At 31.5% G+C, this 21,827-nt stretch carries 21 protein-coding genes; 18 read left to right on the top strand and 3 right to left on the bottom strand.

All coding sequences use genetic code 11. From position 1 onward, the window contains the following. Positions 1 to 5: 5 nt before the first annotated feature. Both Q4487_RS06500 and Q4487_RS06495 read left to right on the top strand, forming a co-directional pair. Positions 6 to 806 carry a head GIN domain-containing protein gene (locus tag Q4487_RS06500; protein WP_303540752.1) on the top strand — a complete coding sequence of 267 codons (801 nt, stop codon included), beginning with the start codon at positions 6 to 8 and terminating at the stop codon, positions 804 to 806. Positions 807 to 825: 19 nt separating this feature from the next. Beyond that, complete coding sequence (locus Q4487_RS06495; protein ID WP_303540753.1) at positions 826 to 1,914, top strand: serine hydrolase; 1,089 nt, start codon at positions 826 to 828, stop codon at positions 1,912 to 1,914. Here Q4487_RS06495 and gldA read toward each other — a convergent pair. Continuing rightward, positions 1,904 to 2,794, bottom strand: coding sequence for a gliding motility-associated ABC transporter ATP-binding subunit GldA (gene gldA / locus Q4487_RS06490; RefSeq protein ID WP_303540755.1), 891 nt, complete (start codon positions 2,792 to 2,794; stop codon positions 1,904 to 1,906). The two genes, Q4487_RS06495 and gldA, sit on opposite strands and share 11 nt — an antisense overlap. Positions 2,795 to 3,207: 413 nt before the next feature. On the opposite strand from gldA, the gene Q4487_RS06485 reads away from it, so the two are divergent. The 4 genes from Q4487_RS06485 to Q4487_RS06470 all read left to right on the top strand — a co-directional run bounded on the left by Q4487_RS06485 (position 3,208) and on the right by Q4487_RS06470 (position 7,197). Beyond that, on the top strand, positions 3,208 to 4,035 hold the full coding sequence (locus Q4487_RS06485) for a prephenate dehydratase (RefSeq protein WP_100893780.1): 828 nt from the start codon (positions 3,208 to 3,210) through the stop codon (positions 4,033 to 4,035). Next, positions 4,032 to 5,177 carry a pyridoxal phosphate-dependent aminotransferase gene (locus Q4487_RS06480; protein ID WP_303540758.1) on the top strand — a complete coding sequence of 382 codons (1,146 nt, stop codon included), beginning with the start codon at positions 4,032 to 4,034 and terminating at the stop codon, positions 5,175 to 5,177. Before Q4487_RS06485 ends, Q4487_RS06480 begins: the two co-directional genes overlap by 4 nt. A gap of 70 nt (positions 5,178 to 5,247) precedes the next feature. Next, positions 5,248 to 6,108 (top strand): prephenate dehydrogenase, encoded by an 861-nt coding sequence (locus Q4487_RS06475; RefSeq protein ID WP_303540760.1) that lies wholly within the window; start codon positions 5,248 to 5,250, stop codon positions 6,106 to 6,108. A 6-nt stretch (positions 6,109 to 6,114) separates the two neighbouring features. Then, the gene (locus tag Q4487_RS06470; protein ID WP_100893777.1) at positions 6,115 to 7,197 is read left to right on the top strand and encodes a bifunctional 3-deoxy-7-phosphoheptulonate synthase/chorismate mutase type II; all 1,083 of its coding nucleotides are present in this window, start codon (positions 6,115 to 6,117) and stop codon (positions 7,195 to 7,197) included. Positions 7,198 to 7,260: 63 nt separating this feature from the next. On the opposite strand, the gene Q4487_RS06465 is transcribed toward Q4487_RS06470, so the two are convergent. Then, positions 7,261 to 7,704 carry a hypothetical protein gene (locus Q4487_RS06465; RefSeq protein WP_100893776.1) on the bottom strand — a complete coding sequence of 148 codons (444 nt, stop codon included), beginning with the start codon at positions 7,702 to 7,704 and terminating at the stop codon, positions 7,261 to 7,263. A 110-nt stretch (positions 7,705 to 7,814) separates the two neighbouring features. On the opposite strand from Q4487_RS06465, the gene rsgA reads away from it, so the two are divergent. The 8 genes from rsgA to rlmN all read left to right on the top strand — a co-directional run bounded on the left by rsgA (position 7,815) and on the right by rlmN (position 17,220). Next, complete coding sequence (rsgA, locus tag Q4487_RS06460) at positions 7,815 to 8,768, top strand: ribosome small subunit-dependent GTPase A (RefSeq protein ID WP_303540764.1); 954 nt, start codon at positions 7,815 to 7,817, stop codon at positions 8,766 to 8,768. Continuing rightward, complete coding sequence (gene dtd / locus Q4487_RS06455) at positions 8,765 to 9,217, top strand: D-aminoacyl-tRNA deacylase (protein ID WP_303540766.1); 453 nt, start codon at positions 8,765 to 8,767, stop codon at positions 9,215 to 9,217. Before rsgA ends, dtd begins: the two co-directional genes overlap by 4 nt. A 54-nt stretch (positions 9,218 to 9,271) precedes the next feature. After that, positions 9,272 to 11,185, top strand: a complete 1,914-nt coding sequence (locus Q4487_RS06450) for a DUF3857 domain-containing transglutaminase family protein (RefSeq protein ID WP_303540768.1) — start codon at positions 9,272 to 9,274, stop codon at positions 11,183 to 11,185. Between the two features lie 45 nt (positions 11,186 to 11,230). Further along, entirely contained in the window at positions 11,231 to 13,243 is a 2,013-nt protein-coding gene (locus Q4487_RS06445; protein ID WP_303540770.1) for a DUF3858 domain-containing protein, read from the top strand. After that, entirely contained in the window at positions 13,243 to 13,569 is a 327-nt protein-coding gene (locus Q4487_RS06440) for a nucleotide pyrophosphohydrolase (RefSeq protein ID WP_100893771.1), read from the top strand. Before Q4487_RS06445 ends, Q4487_RS06440 begins: the two co-directional genes overlap by 1 nt. Before the next feature lie 33 nt (positions 13,570 to 13,602). Beyond that, positions 13,603 to 14,832, top strand: coding sequence for a 3-phosphoshikimate 1-carboxyvinyltransferase (locus Q4487_RS06435; protein ID WP_303540772.1), 1,230 nt, complete (start codon positions 13,603 to 13,605; stop codon positions 14,830 to 14,832). Positions 14,833 to 15,034: 202 nt separating this feature from the next. Next, on the top strand, positions 15,035 to 16,084 hold the full coding sequence (gene queA / locus Q4487_RS06430; RefSeq protein ID WP_100893769.1) for a tRNA preQ1(34) S-adenosylmethionine ribosyltransferase-isomerase QueA: 1,050 nt from the start codon (positions 15,035 to 15,037) through the stop codon (positions 16,082 to 16,084). A gap of 92 nt (positions 16,085 to 16,176) precedes the next feature. Further along, positions 16,177 to 17,220: a 23S rRNA (adenine(2503)-C(2))-methyltransferase RlmN gene (gene rlmN / locus Q4487_RS06425; RefSeq protein ID WP_100893768.1), complete on the top strand. Its 1,044-nt coding sequence runs from the start codon at positions 16,177 to 16,179 to the stop codon at positions 17,218 to 17,220. Positions 17,221 to 17,283: 63 nt separating this feature from the next. Here the strand turns inward: rlmN and Q4487_RS06420 are convergent, their stop codons facing one another. Then, the gene (locus tag Q4487_RS06420; protein ID WP_100893767.1) at positions 17,284 to 17,967 is read right to left on the bottom strand and encodes a Lipl32 family lipoprotein; all 684 of its coding nucleotides are present in this window, start codon (positions 17,965 to 17,967) and stop codon (positions 17,284 to 17,286) included. A gap of 203 nt (positions 17,968 to 18,170) precedes the next feature. Here Q4487_RS06420 and Q4487_RS06415 point away from each other — a divergent pair, with 203 nt between their 5' ends. The 4 genes from Q4487_RS06415 to Q4487_RS06400 all read left to right on the top strand — a co-directional run bounded on the left by Q4487_RS06415 (position 18,171) and on the right by Q4487_RS06400 (position 21,763). After that, positions 18,171 to 19,148, top strand: coding sequence for a polyprenyl synthetase family protein (locus tag Q4487_RS06415; RefSeq protein WP_100893766.1), 978 nt, complete (start codon positions 18,171 to 18,173; stop codon positions 19,146 to 19,148). A gap of 111 nt (positions 19,149 to 19,259) precedes the next feature. Then, positions 19,260 to 19,829 (top strand): RNA polymerase sigma factor, encoded by a 570-nt coding sequence (locus Q4487_RS06410; protein ID WP_100893765.1) that lies wholly within the window; start codon positions 19,260 to 19,262, stop codon positions 19,827 to 19,829. Positions 19,830 to 19,842: 13 nt separating this feature from the next. Next, complete coding sequence (locus tag Q4487_RS06405; protein ID WP_303540779.1) at positions 19,843 to 20,598, top strand: hypothetical protein; 756 nt, start codon at positions 19,843 to 19,845, stop codon at positions 20,596 to 20,598. A 100-nt stretch (positions 20,599 to 20,698) separates the two neighbouring features. Beyond that, positions 20,699 to 21,763, top strand: a complete 1,065-nt coding sequence (locus tag Q4487_RS06400) for a hypothetical protein (RefSeq protein ID WP_303540781.1) — start codon at positions 20,699 to 20,701, stop codon at positions 21,761 to 21,763. Positions 21,764 to 21,827: the final 64 nt, after the last annotated feature.

Raw genomic sequence — 21,827 nt, 5'->3', positions numbered from 1 at the left:
TGAAGATGATTACAAGAAGACAGATTAAAAATATAGGATTGCAAATTACAAGTAAATCAATTTTGCTATACACTTTAACACTTGTTTTAGTGTATGGTTGTAATAGCGAAAATGCATCTGATTGTTTTCAGAATGCAGGAGATACCATAAGAGAAGAAATTGTGGTAGAACCTTTTACAGCTATTACTGTTTTTGAAAATTCAGCTTTAGTTATAAAGGAAGGTCCAGTACAAAAGGTTGAGGTAGAAACAGGAGAATATTTGCGTAGTGATATTGATGCTAAAGTTGTAGATGGTAAATTGATACTTACCAATACAAACGGATGTAATTTTACTAGAGACTATGGTTTAACTACTTTTTATGTTACCGCACCAAACTTAACATCTATACGTAGTAGTACTGGTTTTGATATTAGTAGTGATGGGGTTTTAAGTTATCCAAGTTTAGCTCTTTTATCTGAAGATTTTGGTGACACAGAAGCAGACTTTACTACCGGATCTTTTACTTTAGAGTTGTTAGATACTAAAGTGTCTATAGTTTCTAACGGTGCTGCTTATTTTGATTTGAAAGGAACGGCAAAAAGTTTAAATGTTGTTTTTGCAGCAGGAGACTCTAGGCTTAATGCAGAAAATTTAATAACTAAAAATGTGAATGTAAACCACAGAAGCTCTAACGATATATTGGTAAATCCGCAAGAGAGTATTTCTGGTACAATTAGAGGTGTTGGTGATGTTATTAGTTATTATAAGCCAGCTAATATAAATGTAGAAGAGCTTTACAAAGGAAAGCTTATCTTTAAAGAGTAATAACTAAAGTTGCTTTACATTGAGTTTTAAAAGATTCTTATCTTATTTTACAAAAAGAATTAGCAGTTCTAAAGATAATGGTGTTGCTAATAATATTAATTACAGTAAGGTTGATGAGTTACTGCAATCGTTGGTAAATAATTCCAAAATTCCAGGTATTGCAATTAAGGCTACACAACACAATAAAACTATTTTTAATAAGGGATATGGGTTTTCTAACTTAGATAATAAAACACCTATAAACCCAGACGATTCTGTATTTAGAATTGCTAGTGTGTCTAAACCCATTGCAGCAACTGCATTAGCTATTATGGTGCAAGATGGTTTAATAGATTTGGAAGAGTCTTTTTATACCTATGTTCCTTATTATCCTAAAAAAAAGTATGACTTTGCAATTAGGCAATTGGCTAGTCATACCGCAGGTATACGTGGTTACAAAGGTAAAGAGTATGGTTTAAATATGCCATATACTATTAAAGAGAGTATTACTATTTTTAAGGGTGATGATTTACTTTTTAAACCAGGAACAAATTACCATTACAATAGTTATGATTGGGTTTTATTGTCACTAGCAATGCAAGAGGCAAGTGGTATACCTTTTGAAGAATATGTGCAAAAAAAAGTTTTAGACCCTTTGCAAATGCAAAATACATATGCAGAAGTAAAAGATAAACTTGTTCTAAATGCTACCACATTTTATTCTCAAAAAAGACAAGGATTTAGAAAAGCAATGGAGGTTAATAATTACTATAAATTAGCTGGTGGCGGATTTTTATCTACAACTACAGATATTGTAAAACTAGGAAACGCATATTTAAAAGGCAATTTGCTAGAACAAGCTACACAGCAACAATTTTTAACTGCGCAAGAAGTAAATGGTGAGTCTACCTACTACGGTTTAGGTTGGCAAGTAAGCACAGATAAAAAAGGTAATGTGTACTATGGCCATATTGGTAATGGCGTAGGCGGCTACTCTAACTTTTTTGTGTACCCTAAACAAGGTTTAGTAATAAGCATACTAACCAATTGTACAAATCCTAATATACAAGATGTTTTAGATGAAATTGTATTGGAGTTTGTAGAAAAAGCAAATGAGTCTACCCTGTAATCTCAGTAAATAAACTTTCTAAGTTTTTGTTTTTACGGCTAAGTTGTAGTGTTTTTAATTCGTTGTCGTGAGCAAAGTCAAATACAGCAGGGCGCATATCTACATCTGTATTAAAAGTAATTTCATACACAAAACCAGCAGTGTTTTTAACAGCAACCACATTTGGCAACCTGTTTAGTAATTGCTCTTCAACCCTATAATCAAATTCTACTTCTATAATTTGTTCTGTATCGTCTCTTAAGTCGGTTAACTTTTTATCGGCTACAACTACACCTTTATTAATAATTACAACACGGTCACAAACGGCTTCTACCTCTTTCATAATATGGGTAGATAGTAAAATGGTTTTTTCTTTACCAATCTCTTTAATCAGTTTACGTATTTCTAATAATTGATTAGGATCTAAACCAGTTGTTGGTTCATCTAAAATTAAAACTTCAGGATTGTGCAGTAAAGCAGCAGCTAAACCAACACGTTGTCTGTATCCTTTAGATAGTTGGTCTATTTTTTTGTGTGCTTCAGGTGTTAAGCCAGTTTGTTCTATAACTTCTTCAATTCTTGCTTTAGATACCTTGTATACGTTTGCGTTAAAAGCCAAATATTCTTTTACATACATATCTAAGTACAAAGGATTGTGCTCTGGTAAGTATCCAATACTTTTTTGAACGTTAATTCTGTCTGCAACACTAAATTCGTTTACAGCAGCTTCTCCGCTATCTGCTAAAATATAAGTAGTAAGTATTTTCATAAGTGTAGACTTACCAGCTCCATTAGGGCCTAAAAAGCCAACAATTTCTCCCTTATTTATGGCGAAAGAAACGTTATCTAATGCTTTTTGGCTTCCAAAAGTTTTACTGATGTTTTGTACGGAAATAGACATACTTATATTTTTTTATCAAAAATAACGTAAATAAGTGAATTTTGTTTTTAAAAGGAATAGGAATTATAAGCCTTTTTTTGGTGTTAAGCCAATTACGATTAACGGAATTTTAACGTTTTTAAAAATTGATATCTTAATTATTTGTTAAAAAAATTACGGTTATATTAAATAATGTGAGAAGAGTGAAAAAAAATAATAATAAAATTTGTTTTTTAAATTTAATAATTACCTTAGCCGTATAATACAAGAATAATGAATACAAGATATTTCTGGAACGGTTTTTATTTTTACTTCTTTTTTAAGAGAGGTGCGGGACTGTTGTAGTATATTTTAAATATAGATATAAATTAAAGTCCCGTATATAACGGGACTTTTTTTATGCAAAAAATTGACGTTTAAGTAGATAAAAAGAAATGGCATTAAAAATTGCAATACAAGGTATAAAGGGGTCTAATCACCACCAAGTAGCTAATGAGTTTTTTGGTGAGGATGTGCAGTTGGTAGAATGTCTTTCTTTTGATGAGTTAATTCACCAACTAATGACTGGTTACGCAGACAAGGCGGTTATGGCTATAGAAAACTCTATTGCGGGTTCTATAATTCCTAATTATGCGCTTGTTTACAATAACGATTTACACATTATTGGTGAGCATTATCTTAATATTCATCATCATTTAATGGCTTTAAAAGGTCAAAAAATTGAAGATATAAAAGAAGTACACTCGCACCCAATGGCTTTATTGCAGTGTAAAGATTTTTTAAAAGCGTACTCGCACATTAAGTTGGTAGAATCTGTAGATACAGCAGAAACTGCACAGCGTATAGAAAAAGATAATTTAAAAGGTATTGCGGCTATTGCGCCAAAAGTTGCATCAGAATTATACAATTTAGAAGTTGTAGCATCAGAAATACAAACTATTTCTAATAATGCAACCCGTTTTATCATTCTTAAAAAAGAAAATAAAGAGTTGCCAGAGGAAGAGATAAATAAGGCATCATTACGTTTTGTTTTAGATCATAAGCGAGGGAGTTTGGCAGCCGTTTTAAATGTGATGAGTGATTGTAACCTAAACTTAACAAAAATACAATCACTACCAGTAATAGAACAACCTTGGAAGTATTCGTTCTTTGTAGATGTTACTTTTTTAAAGTATAAAGACTATAAAAAAGCCAAAGCATTATTAGAGATAATGGCAGAAGAATTTAAAATTTTAGGTGAATACAAAAACGGAAGAGAATGAAAACAGCAGATAGACTAGAACAAATACAAGAATACTATTTTTCTAAAAAACTTAGAGAAGTACGTGGTTTAATGGCAGACGGTAAACCTATAATAAATATGGGAATTGGTAGTCCAGATTTAGCACCTTCTGCAATAGTGGTAGATGCTATAAAAAATGCAGTAGAAGATGCAGGCGCACACCAATACCAAAGTTACCAAGGCTTACCAGAGTTAAGAGAAAGTATGGCATCTTTTTATAAGGCTAATTTTAATGTTACCGCAGATCCGTTAACCGAAATTTTACCTTTAATGGGTTCTAAAGAAGGTATTTTGCACATTAGTATGGCTTTTTTAAATGTTGGTGATGCGGCTTTAATTCCTAATCCGGGTTACCCAACATATACATCTGTAACAAATTTAGTAGGAGCAGAGCCTAAGTATTATGATTTGGTTGCAGATAACAATTGGTTTCCAGATTTAGAAGCCTTAGAGAAACAAGACTTATCTAAAGTTAAAATAATGTGGGTATGTTACCCGCATATGCCTACAGGTGCTGTTGCAACAAAAGAACAGTTGCAGAAGCTAGTTGCATTTGCTTTAAAAAACAATATTTTATTGGTAAATGACAATCCATATAGTTTTGTTTTAAACAATGCGCCAACAAGTATATTAAGTATAGAAAATGCTAAAGATTGTGCTTTAGAATTAAACTCGCTTAGTAAAACTTTTAATATGGCAGGCTGGCGTGTGGGTATGGTTTTGGGTAGCGCAGAACATTTAAACGCGGTATTAAAAGTAAAAAGTAATATGGATTCTGGTATGTTTTATGGCATACAAAAAGGAGCTATTGCAGCATTAAAAAGTAGTAAAGATTGGTTTGCAGAATTAAATGAAATATACGCTACCCGTAGAGATTTAATTTTTCAGTTAGCAGACAAATTAAATTGTACTTATGATAAAAATGTAGTAGGAATGTTTGTATGGGCAAAGTTGCCAGCCGGTAGTGTTTCATCAGAAGAGTTTATAGATGACGTGTTATATAGTAAAGATGTATTTATAACGCCAGGAACAATTTTTGGTAGTAATGGAGAAGGTTATATACGCTTTTCTTTATGTGTTACACAAGAAAAAATAAGAGAAGCAATAAGTAGATTTAAATAAAGAAGTTAAAAGTGAGTTTGGTTAAAGTTTGTATTACGACCAATAGCTTTTGTATCATATAAAATAAGTAATGAACGTATTTATAATTGGCATAGGATTAATAGGTGGCTCAATGGCCAAGGATATTAAAAGGATAAATGCTGATGCTAAAATTTATGGTGTAGATATTAATGATGCACACGTAGAAGAAGCATTGTCTTTAGGAGTAATAGACCAAAAGGCAAGTTATCAAGACTTGGAATTGGCAGATGTTGTAATTGTGAGTATACCTGTAGATGTTATGGTGAAAGAATTGCCAAAAATATTAGATGCAATTACTGATGATGCTATTGTTTTAGATGCGGGTTCTACTAAAGGTTTAATTTGTAAACAAGTAGAAAATCATCCTAAAAGAAGAAATTTTATTGCGTGCCACCCAATTGCAGGAACAGAATTTTCTGGACCATCTGCAGCTATAGAAAACCTGTTTAAAGGCAAAACAAATATTATTTGTGAAGTAGAGAAAACAGCATTTAAGTTGCAGGAAAAGGCTTTAGATCTTTTTAGAGAAATGGGAATGCGTATAAGATATATGAATGTAGAAGCGCATGATAAACACATAGCATACGTGTCTCATTTATCTCATATTAGCTCTTTTATGTTAGGAAAGACGGTTATTGAGAAAGAAAAAAATGAACGTGATATATTTGATATGGCGGGCAGTGGATTTGAGAGTACAGTACGTTTGGCAAAAAGTTCGCCAGCAATGTGGACGCCAATTTTTAAGCAGAATAAAACCAATGTTTTAGAAACATTAGAAGAATATATTCAGAATTTAAATGCCTTTAAAAAAATGATTGAAGAAGACAATTATAAAGGTATTTATGATGAAATGGAAAACGCAAACAAAATAAAAGAAATATTAAACGGAATACCCCAGAATAAAAATTAAGTAAAGATGGAAAATTCAAAAGAAATGAGAACATGGTTGGATGACATGAAACTAGATCATCCACTAGTAATAGCAGGGCCGTGTAGTGCTGAAACAGAAGAGCAAGTTTTAAAAATTGCTCATCAATTAAAAGATACCGATGTAAGTTATTATAGAGCAGGTATTTGGAAGCCAAGAACTCGTCCAGGGAATTTTGAAGGTGTAGGCTTGTTAGGTCTTAAGTGGTTGCAAAAAGTAAAAGAAGAAACAGGAATGAAAACCTGTACGGAGGTTGCAAATAGAGCCCACGTAGAATTGGCATTAGAACATGATATAGATTTATTATGGATTGGTGCGCGTACATCTGTAAGTCCGTTTATCATGCAAGAAATTGCAGATGCTTTAGCGGGTACAGATAAAATTGTATTGGTAAAAAACCCAATTAACCCAGACTTATCTTTGTGGTTAGGTGGTATAGAGCGTTTACATACTGCGGGAATTAAAAATTTAGGTGCAATACACAGAGGTTTTTCTACTTACGAGAAAACAAAATATAGAAACATACCAGAATGGCAACTGGCTATTGAGTTCAAAAATAGATTTCCAGATTTACCATTAATAAACGATCCGTCTCATATTACAGGAAACAGAGATATGATTTTTGATGTGTCACAAACAGCATTAGATCTTAATTTTGATGGATTAATGGTAGAAACTCACTTTGATCCAGATAATGCATGGAGTGATGCTGCACAACAAGTAACACCAGAAAAATTAGTGCAAATTATGCGCGATTTAAAAATAAGAAAAGAATCAGATCCTGAAGCGGAATACAATAAAGATTTAAGTAATTTACGTGCACAAATAGATGTTATTGATGCACAGTTAATTGAAACTTTAGGAAAAAGAATGAAAATTTCTGACGGAATTGGAGCGCTTAAAAAAGAAAAAAACGTTGCTGTTTTGCAATCTACACGATGGAACGAAATTTTAGGAGCTATGATTTTAGAAGGTGAGTCTAAAGGCTTAAGTGAAGAGTTTGTTTTAAAAATGTTTAAAGCAATACACCAAGAGTCTATAAACCACCAAGAAAAAATTATTAAAGGATAATTTTAGAGATAAAAAAATCCCGATGTAAAATGCATCGGGATTTTTATAAAAAGGTTTAATAAATTATTTTTTCTTAAAAATATATCTGGTAATAAAAATACCTTTACCATCACCTTTACCAGCTTCACTTTCTACAGCACTAGTTACAAAGGCTAGCTCCCAACCTTCTGCAACCATTGCATTAATTTTTGAAGTTATAATGGCGTCATTAGCAGCTATATTCTGAAATCTAATTCCACCGATGTTATAAAAGTTAAGTAATTTAGTTTCATCAAAACCTTTAACTCTAATATCACCTCTTTTAGATTTGTTTCTTGTATTATCTTCTTCAGTCTGTGTAGAAGTATACTCTTTGTAATCTTTCTCTTCGTTGGCAGAAATTATTCTAGATCTTCCTAATCCGTTAGGAACAATAGACTCAACACTAGTAATAACTTTAAATTGTTGGGCAGATAAATCTACCGTTGATAAGCAAAGGATAAATGCAAAAAATAATAATTTTTTCATAATTGTTAATTTGTTTGTTGTTTATATATTTTTTTAACGATAAAAAAAAGACGGTAGTATAACACATATATTGTTTCTTTGTAAAAAGAAAGTAAAATAAAGAATACAAAATGATAGGAACTGTTTATAAATCTACTGGAAGTTGGTACACTGTAAAAACAGATGACGGTGTGTTTTATGACTGTAGGATAAAAGGTAAGTTCCGTTTAAAAGGTATAAAAAGTACCAATCCTATTGCAGTAGGGGATAAAGTTGTTTTTGAGCTTGAAAAAAGTGGAGATGAAACCAATGCAACCATTACAGAAATTAAAGATCGCAAAAATTACATTGTACGTAAGTCTGTAAACTTATCTAAGCAAACACATATAATTGCGTCTAACTTAGATCAGGTTTTTTTAATGATAACGTTAAATAATCCGCAAACATTTACAAGTTTTATAGATCGTTTTTTAGTGACGGCGGAAGCTTATGGCATACCTGCAGTTCTATTATTTAATAAGATAGATTCCTATAACGAAGATGAGCTTTTAGATGTTAAATATTTAGCTGCATTGTACCGTAGTATTGGTTATACTTGCGCAGGTATTTCTGCAAAAACAGGTAAAAACGTAGATAAGGTAAAAGAAATGATGACGGGAAAAATAAGTATGTTTTCTGGTCATTCTGGTGTAGGTAAATCTACCTTGGTAAATACTATAGATAAAGATTTAAATATAAAAACCAAAGAAATATCTGAACAACATATGCAAGGGCAGCACACCACAACATTTGCAGAAATGTACGATTTGGATTTTGGAGCTCAAATTATAGACACACCTGGTATACGTGGTTTTGGAATAGTAGATATGGAAAAAGAGGAGATAGGTGACTATTTTCCTGAGTTTTTTGCTTTAAAAAGTGAATGTAAGTTTAATAACTGCTTGCATATAGATGAGCCCAAGTGTGCTGTAAAAGATGCGTTAGAGAATGATGAAGTTGCTTGGAGCAGGTATAAAAGTTATGTACAAATGATTACAGGTGAAGAGGAAAACTACAGACAGGATATTTACGGAGAAAAAAAATGAGAGCAGTAATACAAAGAGTAACAAGAGCAAGTGTTACTGTTAACGAAAAACTAATTTCTAAAATAGATTCAGGTCTTTTAATTTTATTAGGAATAGAAGCAGAAGATACTAAAGAAGACATAGATTGGTTGACTCGTAAAATTGCAAATCTCAGAATTTTTAATGACGAAAACGGAGTAATGAATAACTCTCTTTTAGATAGTAAAGGAGATGTAATAGTTGTAAGCCAGTTTACACTACACGCTGCAACAAAAAAAGGTAATAGACCTTCTTATATAAAAGCAGCAAAGCCAGAACTTGCAAAACCTTTATATGTTACTTTTGTTAAGCAATTAGAAACTACTATGGGTAAGTCTGTGGGCACAGGTGTCTTTGGCGCAGATATGAAAGTAGATTTACTTAATGATGGCCCTGTAACAATAATAATGGATACAAAAAATAAAGAATAATCGTATATATTTTTGTAGGTTTTTTATTAATTTAGGCTCAACCAAAACCAACCAATGAGAGTATTTTTTTTCTTTATATTATTTCTTTGCATACAACTATCTGAAGCACAAGAAATTAATCATCAGTCTTTATTAATTAATTCCAATTTAACCAAAAATGCAAATGCTGTTGTTAGGTTAGATCAAATGGATATTCATATTAGTTCTAAAACTAAAATGAGTATTAAATTAAGACGAATTGTTACTGTTTTAAATAAGTATGGAAATGGTGCAACACATGCGTCTGTGGGGTATGATTTAGACAGGAAAGTAGTTTCTGTACAGGCCTTAGTATACAATCAGTTTGGTAAACAAATAGGTAAGTTTAAAGAAAAAGACTTTAAAGATGTTAGTGCAGTAAGCGGTAGTACATTATACTCAGACTCCAGAGTAAAATATTTAGACTATACTCCAATAGCTTACCCTTACACAATGGAGTTTACTTATGAGTACACCAATTCTAATACTGGTGAATTAATACCAACTTGGTACTTTTTAGATTCATTTTATTTAAGTACAGAAAAAAGTAGTATCACATTAACTTATGATGATGAAAGCTTTAAGCCAGAAGTTAAGGAGCAGAATTTGGCAGGTTTAGATGTTGAAAAAATAATAAAAAATGGAAGTACTTCTTATACAGTAAAAAATATACCTGCAATAAAAAAAGAAAGTTTAAGTCCGGCTTTTCATAAGATTTCACCACAACTGCAAATAAGACCTATAAACTTTACATATGGTGGTTACGATGCTTCAATAAAATCTTGGCAAGATTTAGGTAAATGGATGTACTCTAATTTATTAGTTAATAGAGATAAGTTACCAGAATCTACCATAAATACAATAAAATCATTAACAAAAGAAGCTAAATCCGATATTGAAAAAGCAAAAATTGTATATAAGTATGTGCAGGATAATACAAGGTATATAAGTGTACAGGTAGGTATTGGAGGTATGCAGCCTATATCTGCATTAGATGTAGATAGGGTAAAGTATGGAGATTGTAAAGGATTATCTAATTACACAATGGCCTTATTACAGGCAGTTGGCGTAAAAGCATTTTATACTCACGTAGAGGCTGGTAATTACAAAGAAAGTTTTAAAAAAGATTTTGCATCACTGGCAGAAGGTAACCATGTAATTTTAGCAATAGAAAGCAGTGATAAGTATTATTGGATTGATTGTACGTCTCAGATACATCCATTTGGATTTTTAGGAGATTTTACAGATGGTAGAATGGTACACGTAATAAAGCCAGATGGAGGTGAGTTGGTACAAACGGATAGTTATGTTAATGAAGATAATTATCAGAAAACAGAAGCTCGTATTACATTGTCTAATACAGGAACAATTTCTGCAGATGCAGTTATTACTACAAAGGGAATACAGTATGATGATAGGTTTAGTATAGAAAGAAAGGCATCTACTGATGTTAAAAAGCATTATGCATCTTACTGGAGTTATATAAACAACTTAACTATTAATAATTATAATTTTTTAAATAATAGAGATAGTATTGTATTTACAGAAAAAGTTAGTTTAGAGGCAGTAAACTACGCTTCTGTAAGCGGAGAGAGATTGTTGTTTAGGGTAAATGCGTTAAACAGAAATAATGGAGTACCAGATAGGTATAGAAGTAGAAAGTTGCCTTTAGAAATACAAAGAGGCTATTTAGATGAAGATGAGTTTAATGTTTTGCTTCCTAATAGTTTTAAAGTTGAGGCAATGCCTAACAACACTTTAATAGAAAACGAATTTGGAATGTACAGTGTATCTTATAAGTTATCAGAAGACTTAAAAAATGTAGAGTACAAAAGAAAATTACTTATTAAAGAAGGATATTATCCAAAAGAGAAATACAAAGACTATCGTGACTTTAGAAAAAAAGTATCATTACTAGATAATACTAAAATTGTTTTAGTGAAAAAATAAACCAAAAGTTAGCTAAAACCCCACAACCAAATAACCCAATTTATTATGATTAAAAAATACAGTTTAGTAGTACTATTCAGTTTAACCATTAGCTTAATTTCTGCTCAAGATTTTGATTTTGGAAAAGTATCTATTCAAGAACTAAATGAAAAGGTACATCCTTTAGACTCATCCGCAAGTGCAGCTTATTTATATAAAAAAAGAAGCAGTTATTTTAGATATGATAATGCTAGCGGTTTTGAATTAGTTACAGAGGTATTTGAAAGAGTTAAAATTTATAATAAAGATGGTTATGATTTTGCTACAAAGCCTATTAGGCTTTATAAAGCATCTCAGGGAAATAGGGAAAGAGTTATGGGATTAAAAGCTATCACCTATAATATAGTTGATGGTGATATAGAAGAAACAAAGTTGAAGAAGGACGGTATTTTTGAATCCGAGTTATCAGAATTTTATGACCAAACAAAATTTACAATGCCAAATATAAAAGATGGTAGTGTAATAGAATATAAGTATAGAATCAACTCTCCGTTCATATATAATGTAGATGATTATATTTTTCAACACAGTATACCTGCAAATAAAATAGAAGCTTCTTTTTCTTCACCAGAATATTACAACTTTAAGTTAAATTCTAAAGGTTATCTTGGTATATATCCAAAGGTAACTAGAGTTAATTCTGGTATTACTATAAAAAGTAAAAGTAGAGAAGCAAGAGGGGCAACAGTAAGTACAAATTTTAATTCGGATAAAGTAGATTTTTTTGAAAACAAGCATATTTACAATCTAGTAGATATTCCTGCTCTAAAAGAAGAACCATATATAAATAACATAGATAATTATAGAGCAGCCGTAAAGTATGAACTTTCTTCTGTGCAGTACCCTAACAGTATTCCTAAATATTATTCATCAACTTGGAAGAATGTAGTAAAGACAATTTATGATAGCCCTAGTTTTGGCGTAGAGTTAAATAAAACAGGTTATTATAATCAAGATATAGATATGTTGATTGCTTCAATTACAGATCCAATGCAAAAGGCAGGTGTAATTTACCAGTTTGTAAAGAGTAAAGTAAAATGGAATGGTATTTATGGTAAGTACACATATAATGGAGTACGTAAAGCTTATAAAGAAAGTGTTGGTAATGTTGCAGATATAAACTTAATGCTAACCTCTATGCTTAGGTATGCCGGTTTAGATGCATATCCTGTTTTAGTAAGTACTAGAGGTAATGGTATACCAATATTTCCTACTAGAGAAGGCTATAATTATGTTGTTTCTGCTATAAAAACAGATAGAGGAATAGTATTGTTAGATGCAACAAGTATCTATAATATGCCTAATGTAATGCCTACAAGAGTGTTAAATTGGGAGGGAAGGATCATTAGTAAAGATGGAGGTTCTTCTACAATAAGTTTATACCCAAATGAACAATCTACTAAAGTTATAATGATGACATCTAAGTTAGATGAGAACGGAGTGCTATCTGGTGCAGTTAGAAAAGTTGCTAAGCTTCATAATGCAAGGATTTATCGCAATAATTACAATGAGGCAGATGAAGATAGTTATATAGAAAAGATTGAAAAGGCTCTAGATTTAGAAATATCTGATTTTGAAGTAAAAAACAGTACAGATTTAAGTAAACCAATCCTTGAAAGTTATAAATTTGTAAAAGAAAGTCAGGCAGATGTTATTGGTGATAAAATTTATTTTTCTCCAATGTTTTTTTACAGATCTAAAAGCAACCCTTTTAAGTTAGAAAAAAGGAGTTATCCAATAGATTTTAGTTATCCAACAGAAACAACCTATAGAATTATTGTAGAAATTCCTGCAGGATATAAAGTAGAAACTTTGCCAGAAGTAAAAAGTATAGCTTTACCAGAGCAATTAGGATCTTTTACTTTTAATGTGAACCAAAAAAATAATCAGGTCCACTTATTAGTAAAAGAATCTATAAATAAGGCAATTGTAACGCCAGATTATTATGCTGCGGTAAAAAATTACTTTAAATTACTTATTGAAAAAGAAAACGAAAAGGTGGTTTTAACAAAAATATAATGAACATAGAAAACGCACAAGAAGCCGTAGATAATTGGATTAAGGAACACGGAGTTCGCTATTTTAACGAGCTTACAAATATGGCTCAGCTTACAGAGGAAGTAGGTGAGGTGGCACGTATTATTGCGCGTAGATACGGAGAACAAAGCGAAAAAGAGTCTGATAAAAATAAAGATTTAGGTGAAGAACTAGCAGATGTTATGTTTGTTGTGCTTTGTCTTGCAAACCAAACAGGTATAAACTTGCAAGATGCTTTTGATAAAAAGTTAGATCTTAAAACAAAAAGAGATCACGATCGTCATCACAATAATAAAAAATTAAAATAAGTTCTTATTTTTAATCACTTAAAGTCTTTTACATTGAAATTACATTTATCAGCCCCAGAAAACAAAACATTAAATTCTGCTATTAAAATAACAGGAAGTAAAAGTGAGTCTAATCGTTTGTTATTGTTACAGGCCCTATATCCAAATATAAAAATAGAAAACCTTTCTAATTCTGATGATGCAGTTGTTATGCGTAAAGGAATTAAGGTATCTAAAGGAGAAGTAGATATTCATCACGCAGGTACAGCAATGCGTTTTTTAACTACGTATTTTTCTTGTCAAGATGGTAAAGAGGTTGTGCTTACAGGGTCTAAACGTATGACAGAGAGGCCAATTGGTGTTTTAGTAGATGCATTAACATCTTTAGGGGCAGATATTACTTATTTAGAAAACAGTGGTTATCCTCCCTTACACATAAAAGGTAAAAAAATAACGCAGCAAAAAGTTAGTTTGCCAGCTAATATTAGTAGTCAGTATATTTCTTCATTATTATTAACAGCTCCAAGTTTAGATAATGGATTAGAGTTAGAGTTGGTAGGTAAAATTACCTCTGTGCCTTATATAAAAATGACACTTGCTCTACTTACTCAAATAGGAGTAAAAAATTCTTTTGAGGGTAATACTATTAAGGTTGAGTCAAAAAAATCTGTTAGTGATACTATATTGGTTGTAGAGTCAGATTGGAGCTCGGCATCTTACTATTACAGTATTGTTGCAATGTCTGCTGTTGGTACCGAGATTAGCTTATCGGCATATAAAAAAGATAGTTTGCAAGGAGATAGTGTTTTGGCTGATATTTACACAGACTTTGGAGTAGAAACTACTTTTTTAGATAATAAAGTGATTTTAAAAAAGATAACAGATAAAGAAACACAAGAAATTACAAAAGACCTTAGCAATGCCCCAGATATTGCGCAAACAATAGCGGTAACTACATTTGGGTTAGGTTTAGGATGCCATTTAACAGGTTTGCATACTTTAAAAATTAAAGAAACAGATAGGTTGGAAGCTCTAAAAATAGAACTGACAAAATTAGGAGCGTCTATAGAGGTTACAGACAAAACTTTAACTATAAAATCAACATCTAAAATTAATAAAGACATTGCTATAGATACGTACAATGACCACAGAATGGGAATGGCGTTTGCTCCTTTGGCTTTAAAAACAACAATTTTTATTAATGATGCAGGAGTAGTGTCAAAATCGTACCCAGATTTCTGGACAGATTTAAAACAGCTTAAATTTGGCATAAAAGAGGCCTAAATACTGGTATATTGTTATTTAATTGGCGTTTTACTTGACAACGCCTATGCTAGGATAGTATATTTGCAATCGCATAAAACAAAAATTAAGAAAATATGCACTAAATGGTAAAACATTGGGTGCTTTTTTATTAACATAAAAATAAATATCTTTTTAGTTTTCATTGGTTATGTATAACCGTTAACATCATAAAAAATACTAAATGAAATTATCTAGCTTTAATTTTGAACTTCCAGACAATTTGTTAGCCGAGTATCCATCAGAACACAGGGATGAAGCTAAATTGATGGTAATACATAGAGAAACCGGTAAAATTGAACACAAAATGTTTAAGGACCTAATCAACTATTTTGATGAAGGTGATGTAATGGTTTTAAACAATACTAAAGTTTTTCCTGCTCGTTTATACGGTAATAAAGAAAAAACTGGAGCAAGAATTGAAGTGTTTTTATTACGTGAGTTAAATGCAGAACAACGTTTATGGGATGTTTTAGTAGATCCTGCTCGTAAAATAAGAATTGGTAATAAATTATATTTTGGTGATGATGAAACTCTAGTAGCTGAGGTTATAGATAACACAACATCTAGAGGTAGAACATTACGCTTTTTATATGATGGTTCTTATACAGACTTTAGACAAAAATTAAAAGATTTAGGCGAAACTCCACTTCCTAAATACATTAAAAGAGATGTAGAGGAGACAGATGAGGATCGTTACCAAACAATATATGCTAAGCACGAAGGTGCTGTAGCTGCGCCAACAGCAGGTTTACACTTTTCTAAACACTTATTAAAGAGATTAGAAATTAAAGGTGTAGATTTTGCAGAGTTAACTTTACATGTTGGTTTAGGTACTTTTAACCCGGTAGAGGTAGAAGATTTATCTAAACATAAAATGGATAGTGAAGAGTTGGTTATAGATGAAAAAGCAACAGAAGTAGTAAACTCTGCTATAGATGGTAAGCGTAGAATTTGTGCTATTGGTACAACAGCAATGCGTGGTTTAGAAAGTGCTGTTTCTTCTAACGGACACTTAAATACGTATGAAGGATGGACAAATAAATTTATTTTTCCTCCTTATGATTTTAGTATTGCTAATTCTATGGTAACAAACTTTCACTTACCAAAGTCTACTTTGTTAATGATGGTTTCTGCTTTTGTAGGTCATGACCTTATGAAAAAAGCATACAAAGAGGCTATTTTAGAAAGCTACAAATTTTACTCTTACGGAGATGCAATGTTAATTATCTAATTAACATTTTAATACATACAATTAAAATCCCGTCAGCTTTCTATTTGTATAGAAATTGGCGGGATTAACTTTTATCTACTACCTTTAGTACTGTGGAAACAATTAAGAAGAAAGACATACGAGCCTTAACTAAGGAACAAATTAGAGCATTTTTTGTAGCTCAAGGAGACAAAGCCTTTAGAGGAAACCAGGTGTACGAGTGGTTGTGGCAAAAAGGGGCACACTCTTTTGAGGCTATGACAAACTTGTCTAAAGAAACTAGGCAGCAGTTAGATGCTAACTTTGTTATAAACCATATTAAGGTAGATCAGATGCAGCGTAGTAGTGACGGTACTATAAAAAACGCAGTAAAATTACATGACAATTTAATAGTAGAATCTGTATTAATACCAACAAAAACAAGAACCACTGCCTGTGTATCTAGTCAGGTTGGTTGTAGTTTAGACTGTAGGTTTTGTGCAACATCTAGGTTAAAGCGTATGCGAAACTTAAATCCAGATGAGATTTATGATCAAGTAGTTGCTATAGATAATGAAAGTAGATTGTATTTTGACCGTAAACTAAGTAACATTGTGTTTATGGGTATGGGAGAACCTTTAATGAACTATAATAACGTTCTAAAAGCCATAGATAAAATTACGTCTCCAGAAGGTTTAGGAATGTCACCTAAAAGAATTATAGTGTCTACCTCAGGTGTTCCTAAAATGATTAAGAAAATGGCAGATGATGAGGTTAAGTTTAAGCTTGCAGTATCATTACATTCTGCTATAGATGAAATTAGAACATCTATAATGCCTTTTAATGCATCGTTTCCATTAAAAGATCTAAGAGAGGCGTTGCAATATTGGTACTCAAAAACTAAAAGTAGAATTACATACGAGTATGTAGTTTGGGATGGTATTAATGATACGCAGAATGACGCTAATGCATTGGTAGATTTTTGCAAATTTGCACCATCAAAAGTCAATTTAATAGAATACAATCCTATAGACGATGGGGAGTTTCAGCAAGCTGCTAGTAAGGCCATAGATATGTATGTTGCAACATTAGAACGCAATGGTATAACAGTTACTGTTAGGCGTTCTAGAGGTAAAGATATAGATGCTGCTTGCGGACAGTTAGCTAATAAAAGCTAAAAAGGCAGATGAAATAAATCACCTGCCTTTTTCTAAAAAAACACATTAACCACAATGTTCTTTTTATTTCATTTGAGCTTTTAACTCATCTATAGTTTTTGCCATAACAACTCCTGGTATTTTTATTGGAGCAGCAACTTCGGCTAAAAATGTTCCTTTAACTTCACCTCTTTTGTAAGTTGTAAAACCAACTCTGTATAAACCAGCAGTTAATGCTTTTGTAGGGTTGCTCATTTCACTTTTGTAACGTAACAAAGAGTTGTAGCTGCTACCACTTGGTTGCTTAGGTAATTCAGATGTATCATCATTAGATGCTAAAGTAACCCAGTTAGCGCTTTTAGCTCCTTCTGTAGTAACTTTATCAGCAGAAACAATATCAGATCTTTCTAAAGTAATGTATGTGTCAAAAAAGTCTTTTGTAGAAGCGTGCTCATCAAAATCTGCAGATTTAACAGCATTTTTAATTTTATCACCATTTGCAGGCGAAACCATTCTTACTCCTAATTCTGGAGCAGCTAAAGGTACCCAAACGTATATGTAGTAAAACTTTTTATTGTCTTTAACTTCATCTTCATTACCTGGAGATGCATAACCTAAGTAGCTAATATTATCTGTGTAAGGAACTTTAATTGTTTTTGGTCCTATTTTCTTCTCAACAGAACTTCCAAATTTTTTAAGTTTTTGAGCATTTACAATTGCGCTACAGCTAAAAAGTAACATTGCTGCTACAAATAGATTTTTTTTCATCTTAGTGTGATTTTTAAAATTGTTATTGTTAATAATTATATGGCAAAGATGAAGCTATTTTTATGATTAAATAGACCTTTTTGTAGGGAAAGTTTTACCCCTGTTTTCAGGGGTAGCCCATTATATTACTAAAATGTAAAACATAGCTTATGAATATAATATTTTAATTACTTTTACCTTTCCAAATTTAACTAATTGCCTTTTTGAAAATAGTAGCACAAATAAAGGACCCAGTAAACAAAGAAATGGAGCTTTTTGAAAAAAAGTTTCACGAATCTATGTCTTCTAAAGTGGCCTTACTTAACAGAATTACATACTATATTGTAAACAGAAAAGGAAAGCAAATGCGGCCAATGTTTGTGTTTTTAACAGCAAAATTGGTTTCTGGTGGCAAAGTAAACGAACGTACTTATCGTGGAGCATCTGTTATAGAGTTAATACATACAGCTACTTTGGTACATGATGATGTTGTAGATGATAGTAACAAGCGTCGTGGTTTTTTCTCTGTAAATGCACTTTGGAAAAATAAAATTGCAGTACTTGTTGGCGATTTTTTACTGTCTAAAGGATTGTTACTTTCTATTGATAATGGTGATTTTGACCTTCTTAAAATTATTTCAGTAGCTGTACGCGAAATGAGTGAAGGTGAGTTGTTGCAAATTGAAAAAGCACGTAAACTAGATATTACCGAAGATATTTACTACGAAATAATTAGACAAAAAACAGCTACACTTATTGCGGCTTGCTGTAGTTTAGGAGCTTGTTCTGTAAATCCAGATTCTGATGATGTAGAAACATTTAGGAAATTTGGAGAACTAATAGGTATGGCTTTTCAAATAAAAGATGATTTGTTTGATTATGGAGAAGAGGCAATTGGTAAGCCTACGGGTATAGATATTAAGGAGCAGAAAATGACGCTTCCTTTAATTTATACACTAAATAACTGCACAAAAAAAGAGAAAAACTGGTTAATAAACTCAGTTAAAAAACATAATAAAGACAAAAAACGAGTTAAAGAGGTAATTAACTTTGTGAAAGATAGTGGTGGTTTGGCTTATGCTGAAGAGAAAATGATGTCTTTTAAAACCGAAGCTCTTGCTTTATTAAGTAAATATCCAGAGTCCGATTATAAAAGTTCGCTAGAACTAATGGTAAATTACGTAGTAGACAGAAAAAAATAATAATTTTATTCATCTAGTAATCAATGCGTTGTAGTTTATTTTAAAATAAATTTATTTTCTGGGCAACGTTACAGTAATGTTTGTTGTCTATACTTATAGAACACCATCACTGTGAAAATTATTAAACTTTACAATAACGAGAATACGCTTATTAAAAAAGCAGCTGCTGCAGACAGGGAGGCGCAAGAGCGTTTGTATAATAAATACGCTCCTAAAATGCTAGGGGTATGTAGGCAATACATAAAAGATCTGCAATTTGCAGAAGATGTTATGGTAAGTGCATTTTTAAAAGTATTTAAGTACTTAGATACTTTTAAGTTTGAAGGTAGTTTTGAAGGATGGGTTCGTAAAATTATGGTTAGGGAGAGTATTACTTTTCTACGTAAAAAACAGCATATAGTTTTTGATGATGAAGTTTATGAGCGCTCTGCGCCAAAGCATATTACTAGCACACCAGATTTAGATGTAGAACAAGTACAGTTGCTAATAGATGCTTTGCCAGAAGGCTATAAAATAGTTTTTGTAATGTATGCAATAGAAGGGTATAAACATTCAGAAATTGCAGAGCAGTTACATATTTCAGAAAACACATCTAGATCTCAATTGTTTAAAGCAAGGAAAATGCTGCAAGAGAAATTAGAAAAAATTAAAGAATCAGATTCATTAACAATAGAATCTTAAAAAAAATAAAACAATGGCACCTTTAAAATTTGAAGAACATTTAAAAGATAAGCTACAAGATCGGGAGATTCAACCATCTAAAAATGCGTGGTCTAAAATAGCTGCAGGTCTAGAAAATAAGCCTGAAAAAAGTAAAAATAAAAAACCTGCATATTTTGCAATAGCAGCGTGTTTAATAGGTTTATTAATAGCATCTGTTTGGTTTTTTAATGCGCCTACATCTAGTAACAGTAAGCCACAAGTGGTAGGTACAGATAAAGTAGATGATAGCAAAAAATCAATTTTAAAAACTAATGCACCTTTTAAAGAAGAAAATACAACTGTTGTAGCATCTAAAGAGATAATTATAAAAGAAGAGAAAAACACTATAATTAAGCAGAATACAAAAATTGAAACTCCAGAGAATCAATTTAAAAGAACTGAACAGGCAGAGATAGTTGCAAATGAAAAAACGAATAAACAATTAAAAGTTAACCAGCCACAGAAAACAATTATAGATGCAAAGCTAAATGTTGTAATGGAGAAACTAGCCTTACTAGAGGAAAATAATATTGCAGTTACAGATGCAGAAGTAGACTCTTTACTACGTAATGCGCAACAAGAAATTTTAGCAGAAAAAGCAATTAAAGCAGGTATGTCTGTAGACGCTATGGCCTTACTAATAGAAGCAGAAAGTGAATTAGATGTAAGCTTTAGAGATAAAATTTTTGACAACCTAAAAAGGCGTTACCTTAAATTAAAAACTGCGGTAGCCGCACGTACTAACTAACAAATAAACATTCATCAATCAGAGTTTTATATTTTCTTCTAGCTTATTGTGTTTGCAATATGCTAGGGGAATAGTAAAACACATCTAAAATTTAATTATTATGAAAAAAACAACACATTACATTTTATTAATTATAGCAGTTTTTTGTGTGCAACTATCATTTGCTCAAGAACAAATTAAATCTAAAATAGATCTATTGTTAAAAGAAAAAGAACAAATTAGATTGTATGAAAAAGAGGCACTAAAAACAGAAATAGAGGCTATAACTAAGCGTTTAGAAAAAAATGAAATAACAGCACAACAGGCGCAAAATTTAAAAACTGAGGCAGCAAAAAATAGAGCTTTAAATATAGAGAATAGGGTTGCTATTATTGATAATAAAATATCATTATTAGAGCGTAATGGTACAGATAAGCTTGCTTCATTAGATTCATTATCAACCAAGGTAGAGGTAGATGTTTTTGATATCAAATTTAACGACAAATCTATTTTTTACAGTGAAACTAAAAAACAAGAAGTTAAGTATGATGTTAGAACCGTGTCTGAACTTGTATTGGCTGTTGGATTAAACAATGCAATTATAGACGGACAATCTTTAGATGATTCTCCTTATAAAATAGGTGGTAGTCGTTTTTTTGAAATGGGAATTAATTGGAGAACTAGACTGTTTAAAAACTCTAATGCAGTCCGTTTAAATTATGGTTTCTCTTTTCAGTTTAACGGACTTAAGTTAGATGATAACTTATACTTTGTAGAGAATGGTAACCAAACAGAATTGCAGGAGTTTGAGTATGATTTAGACAAATCAAAACTTAGAATGGATAACTTGGTATTTCCTGTTCATTTTGAATTTGGACCATCTAAAAAAGAAGAAACAGAAGAAAAAATGCGTTATTATTTAGACAATAAATTTAGAATTGGTATTGGTGCCTATGGCGGATTTAATATAGGAACACGTCAAAAATTAAAATACAAAGAGAACGGCAAAAAAGTAAAAGATAAGTTTAAAAGAGATTACAACACATCAGACCTTATTTATGGTTTAAGTGCATATGCAGGCTTTGGTGATACAACATTATATGTTAAGTATGATCTTAATCCTATTTTTAAAGATGCTTTAGTAGACCAACATAATATTTCTTTAGGATTGCGTTTTGATCTTTAATTATTTGTAGAAAACAGAAAAATCCTAAGTAAGTAACTTAGGATTTTTTTTTATTGTTTCGATT

Origin of the sequence: Cellulophaga sp. 3_MG-2023, assembly GCF_030546975.1 — a bacterium.
Classification (GTDB): Bacteria; Bacteroidota; Bacteroidia; order Flavobacteriales; family Flavobacteriaceae; genus Cellulophaga.
The sequence above is the reverse complement of the archived record's forward strand: the minus strand, read 5'-3'. Positions and strand labels throughout refer to the sequence as shown.